Origin of the sequence: Streptococcus parasanguinis, assembly GCF_001073155.1 — a bacterium.
Lineage (GTDB): Bacteria > Bacillota > Bacilli > Lactobacillales > Streptococcaceae > Streptococcus > Streptococcus parasanguinis_D.
On the sequence record NZ_JVEE01000029.1, the window covers coordinates 1 to 4,903 of the forward strand.

The 4,903-nt window shown below is 45.5% G+C and carries 4 protein-coding genes and 1 pseudogene; 4 read left to right on the forward strand and 1 reads right to left on the reverse strand.

The genetic code is table 11. The features are described from left to right. The 3 genes and pseudogenes from ADH92_RS04235 to ADH92_RS04245 all read left to right on the forward strand — a co-directional run. A pseudogene (locus ADH92_RS04235) lies at positions 1 to 176 on the forward strand (IS30 family transposase); the annotation flags it as partial. 511 nt (positions 177 to 687) lie between these two features. After that, positions 688 to 1,656 carry a DUF6287 domain-containing protein gene (locus tag ADH92_RS04240; protein WP_049497337.1) on the forward strand — a complete coding sequence of 323 codons (969 nt, stop codon included), beginning with the start codon at positions 688 to 690 and terminating at the stop codon, positions 1,654 to 1,656. Positions 1,657 to 1,771: 115 nt separating this feature from the next. Continuing rightward, complete coding sequence (locus ADH92_RS04245) at positions 1,772 to 2,584, forward strand: PrsW family glutamic-type intramembrane protease (protein ID WP_049497339.1); 813 nt, start codon at positions 1,772 to 1,774, stop codon at positions 2,582 to 2,584. Positions 2,585 to 2,625: 41 nt separating this feature from the next. On the opposite strand, the gene mnmE is transcribed toward ADH92_RS04245, so the two are convergent. Continuing rightward, positions 2,626 to 3,999: a tRNA uridine-5-carboxymethylaminomethyl(34) synthesis GTPase MnmE gene (gene mnmE / locus ADH92_RS04250; RefSeq protein ID WP_049497340.1), complete on the reverse strand. Its 1,374-nt coding sequence runs from the start codon at positions 3,997 to 3,999 to the stop codon at positions 2,626 to 2,628. Positions 4,000 to 4,161: 162 nt separating this feature from the next. Here mnmE and rpiA point away from each other — a divergent pair, with 162 nt between their 5' ends. Beyond that, positions 4,162 to 4,833: a ribose-5-phosphate isomerase RpiA gene (gene rpiA, locus ADH92_RS04255; protein WP_049497341.1), complete on the forward strand. Its 672-nt coding sequence runs from the start codon at positions 4,162 to 4,164 to the stop codon at positions 4,831 to 4,833. The last annotated feature ends 70 nt before the right edge of the window (positions 4,834 to 4,903 follow it).

A 4,903-nucleotide genomic window follows, 5' to 3' on the forward strand; every position in this document is an offset into this window, starting at 1 on the left:
ATTGTGGGAAAGAATTATCTAATTGGAAATCTATTTCGAATGCACATGGCATTGATATTTTCTTTGCGGATCCAGGATGTCATGGTCAACGAGGTCTCAATGAACATTCTAATGGCTTATTAAGGCGAAATGGATTACCTAAACAAATGGATTTTACGAATATTTCTCAAAATTATGGGAGTGGGACTGAAATCGGTAATTCGTTAGAATTCGATTTCGTCGTCCCACCTCCGCACAGTTGAGTAGGGCTGGAAAAGCTGATGAAATCAGCGTAGTAGAGCCCGCTCAACCACTGCGTCTTGCTCAACAATCCAAAAACAATTGAGAGGCTAGGACTTTTGTCCCAGCCTCAAGAAATAGAATTCCTAGGAAATTATTGTATTATCAATTTCCCTACCAAGTTTTTCTGAGTTATTTGAAAAGTCTAACTTAATTTGACAATTTAGAGGTACAAAAACTAAAATTGACGAATTTGAGGTTTTTGTAATCTTAAGATTTAAGTAACTGTACAATCGCACAAATCAACTACTTGGAAACTGGCATGTTTTTATTCTCTAAAAAATTAGGTAATTAGATAACTAACAGAATTGTTTTATATCAGTTTCTATATTACAATCTCCCTCCACTTTTCCATTGACTCTCCTTTCTTATTTTTCTAAAATAGTAGGTGTGTGAAGGGAGATTGATATGAAAAAAGGTTTTGTGCTTGTGCTTTCTGCTTTGGTTTTGGCTTCGTGTGGTCGTCCTCATAGGACGGTAATGCCTAAGAGCTCGGACACCAAGCAGACCAGCACTTCGGAAAAGAAGCAGTCCGGCATGGACTTGAAAGCGATCAAGGATAAGGACTACTCGAGTATCAAGGGGACTTGGATCGATGGTCGTGGCAATGAGCTGGTTTTTGATGACAAGGGCTTGGTTAGCGAGGATGTTGAACTCAATGCATCGAGCTTTAAGCAGAAGGACCAGATTGCTGAGATGACGGTCAGTGCCAAGTCAGGTGTTGGAGGCTACGGTCTCTTGCTCCTTCCAAAAGGTCAGAAAGCTGGCAAGGACGATGCTTCAGACAAGTCCAAGGATCGGATCTGGGCGGGTCAGTCACCGGCTTATGGTGATGATGACAATTTCTACTATCGCAAGAAAGAGCAACCCAAAGATCGGGAGCAAGCAGATACAGAGGATAGCAGTAGTACGACAAAGACGAGTAAGGCCAAGAAGTGGAATACTCGATCGGATAGCGAGGTCAAGTCTTCGAAGAAGGCGGATCAGAATGATTATCCAGGCTACACCGATGCTCAGGTCGAAGCTGCGCGTGTCTGGGCTTATGTGATCAAGAACGTGCCATCAGAATTAAATATTTCAAATAGTGCAGCTGGAACAAAGATTTATAATGGTGGCTTGGGTGTCGATTATCCAAAAGATGTGCGTCATCTGTTTGGTTCTTATTCAGCAGAAGGAAATATCACTTATGCATCCAACGGTGATGGGACAGTGACGATCTATCCTGTACCGAGCCACTGGCAACAGTCTGCAGATGAACTCAATAGTGAAGAGTTTATGACGCAATTTACCCAAGGGATCTTGGACCATGCTGAAACGGTTACATTGCCAGATGGGGATCCAGACATGATTCGCCAGATTCTTGCAGTATTGAAGTAGGAGCTGAATTTGAGAGCTCAGTTTATTGTTTTTTTAAGATGATCCTGTTACAATGATAGTACACGGAAAAGACTGGTCTTCCAGCCTTTTTCATTTCACTTTAGAAAGGTCTTTTATGAAACGCAAATCGATTTTGTTTCTCTATTTACTCTTGCTAGCGATCGGCCTAGCCTATGAGACCCAGTCACTGACGGAAGGTTGGATGTCTGGTAGCCAGTACGGGATTGTGGGACTTTCGACCTTGATCCTTTTGGTCTATGCACTTCCTGCTGTTTGGGCTCTCTTTCATTTTGCCAAGAAGTGGAAGTTGTCTTGGGTACCGGTTCTATTTTCTGTATTAGGTGGGGGCTTTGTTGCCGGTTGGTTGTCTAGCTTTGCCAATACTTATTTCCATGATATGATTCAAGCGATCGCTCCAAATAGCGACTTTTGGAACCAGTACGAGAGTGCCATCGCTGCGCCCCTCTTTGAGGAACCCTTTAAGTTGATCCCTATCTTCTTTGTCCTCTATTTGTTCAGCGTCCGTCGCATCAAGTCGATCTTCCTCTTGGCGATTGCCTCTGGTCTTGGTTTCCAGATCGTGGAGGACTTTGCCTATATCCGTCAGGATATGCCGGAAGGTTTCTCTTACACGGTGTCAGGGATTCTTGGTCGTGTGGCCAATGCACCCATGTCTCACTGGGTCTACACAGGTCTTGTTATGCTAGGGCTCTTCTTGATTGTCCAAGCAAGCAGAGGACGCAAGGATCTAGCTCTAGCAGGCTGGGGATATTTAGTAGCTGGGTTTGGACTTCATTTTGTTGGCAATTCACCTTTCTCACAAATCGTGACCGAGTTGCCGATTGCGATTCCAGTCTTGAATGCTACTGGGCTCTTCCTGATCTACCAAGCGTATCAGACCGTCGAGCGATTAGAACAAGCAAAATAAAACAAAAAAATGCGTATGTTTGCACACATACGCATTTTTTGTTATTTTCCAAGACAGAACTGGCTGAAGAGTTGGGTGATGAGCTCATCTGGAGCAGCATCCCCTGTGATTTCTCCGAGGATTTCCCAGGTGCGGGTGAGATCGACTTGAAGCAGGTCTACCGGCATACCGAGGGCCAAGCCTTCGTTGACCGCTTGCAGGCTTTCAACAGCTTTCTCGATCAGAGAGATGTGACGAGCATTAGAAAGATACGTCGCATCTTGCTCAACCAGCCCAGCATTTTCGAAGAAGAGGGCGTTGATCCGGTCTTCAATTTGATTGATGTTTTGGTTTTTCAGAACGGAAATCTTGATATGATCTTCCGGCAGTTGGTCGATTTCGATCTTCTCTGGGAGATCGACCTTATTGAGGAGAATGATGCGGTTGCTATCTTGAGAGATTTCAAGGAGTTGGCGATCTTGGTCGGTCAAGGGTTCGCTAGCATTGAGGACGAGGAGGACCAAATCAGCTTCTTTGAGGGCTTTTTTCGACCGTTCGACACCAATTTGCTCAACGATGTCTTCGGTCTCACGGATTCCGGCCGTATCGACTAGTTTGAGGGGAACACCTTTGATGTTGACGTATTCTTCGATAACGTCACGGGTTGTTCCTTCGATATCGGTCACGATAGCTTTTTCTTCGCGAAGAAGATTATTGAGGAGGCTGGACTTGCCGACGTTTGGTCGACCGATGATAGCAGTAGAGATCCCTTCACGCAAGATCTTACCGCGACGGGCAGTCTTGAGGAGGTTGGTCAAGAGGGCTTCAAATTCACGGGTCTTTTCACGGATGATCTCAGTGGTTGCTTCTTCGACATCATCGTACTCAGGATAGTCGATATTGACTTCGACCTGGGCCAGGGTATTGAGGATCTCTTGGCGCGTGTTGTTGATGAGGTCAGACAGGGAACCGTCCAACTGTTTGACTGCAATGTTCATAGCCTTGTCGGTCTTGGCGCGAATAATATCCATGACGGCCTCAGCCTGGGTTAAATCGACCCGACCGTTCAGAAAGGCCCGCTTGGTAAACTCACCAGGTTCAGCTAATCGAGCTCCTTCGCGGATGACCAATTGTAGTATTTCATTGGTTACGGCAATCCCGCCGTGGGTATTGATCTCGATGATGTCCTCACGGGTGAAGGTTTTCGGCGAGCGCATGGCCCCCACCATGACTTCGTCGAGAATCTCGTCCTTATCTGGATCCACGATATGACCGTAGTTGAGCGTGTGGCTCGCTACCTTGCTTAAATCTTTCCCCTTGAAGATCTTTTGTGCAATGGCAAAGCTGTCTGTCCCGCTCAAGCGGACGATCCCGATCGCCCCCTCACCGAGAGGAGTCGAGATGGCAGCAATGGTATCAAATTCTTTAGTAATCATGTCATTTCTCTTTTCCTGTAGATTCATCTCTATTCTATCGTAAAGTCAGCGGACGGGCAAGGTTTTGCTTTTAGAACTAAAAGATGGAAAGGTTTTCAAATAATTAGTGAAATCTCTTTCAGAATATGCTATACTGTAATAGAATATAAAAGGAGGTCTATGATGGTAAACCTAAAAGAACAGGTAGGAATTAAAGCGGCTGAGTTTGTCAAAGACGGCATGATTGTCGGTCTCGGTACAGGGTCAACTGCTTATTATTTTGTGGCTGAATTGGGTCGTCGCATCAAAGAAGAAGGCTTGCAGATCACAGCTGTCACAACGTCGAGTGTGACCTATGATCAGGCTGAAAGTTTAGGCATCCCGCTCAAGGCTATCGACGATGTCGAAGTGGTCGATGTGACAGTGGATGGCGCAGATGAAGTGGATCCTCAATTAAACGGGATTAAAGGGGGCGGTGGGGCTCTCCTCATGGAAAAGATCGTCGCAACCAATTCAAAAGATTGCATTTGGATCGTGGATGAATCCAAACAAGTCGCAACTCTTGGGGCTTTCAAACTTCCAGTGGAAGTAGTGCAATACGGAGCTGAAAATCTCTTCCGTCACTTTGAGCAAAAAGGTTACCATCCTGCTTTCCGTATCGCGGATGACCAACGTTTTGTCACCGACCAAGGCAACTTTATCATTGACTTGGATCTCAAGGTGATCGAGGATGCAGAAGCTCTGGCCAATGAACTGGATCACACCGTAGGCGTCGTAGAGCACGGTTTATTCTTGAACATGATTTCAAAAGTGATTGTAGGGACACCAGATGGTCCTGTCATCATTGAAAAATAGAGAGTGGGACAGAAATCGGTAATTCGTTAGAATTCGATTTCGTCGTCCCACCTCCGCACAGTTGAGTAGG

Coding starts and splice junctions, on each gene's coding strand:
- rpiA (WP_049497341.1), top strand. CDS start 4,162: ATGGTAAACCTAAAAGAACAGGTAGGAATTAAAGCGGCTGAGTTTGTC.
- ADH92_RS04245 (WP_049497339.1), top strand. CDS start 1,772: ATGAAACGCAAATCGATTTTGTTTCTCTATTTACTCTTGCTAGCGATC.
- mnmE (WP_049497340.1), bottom strand. CDS start 3,999: ATGATTACTAAAGAATTTGATACCATTGCTGCCATCTCGACTCCTCTC.
- ADH92_RS04240 (WP_049497337.1), top strand. CDS start 688: ATGAAAAAAGGTTTTGTGCTTGTGCTTTCTGCTTTGGTTTTGGCTTCG.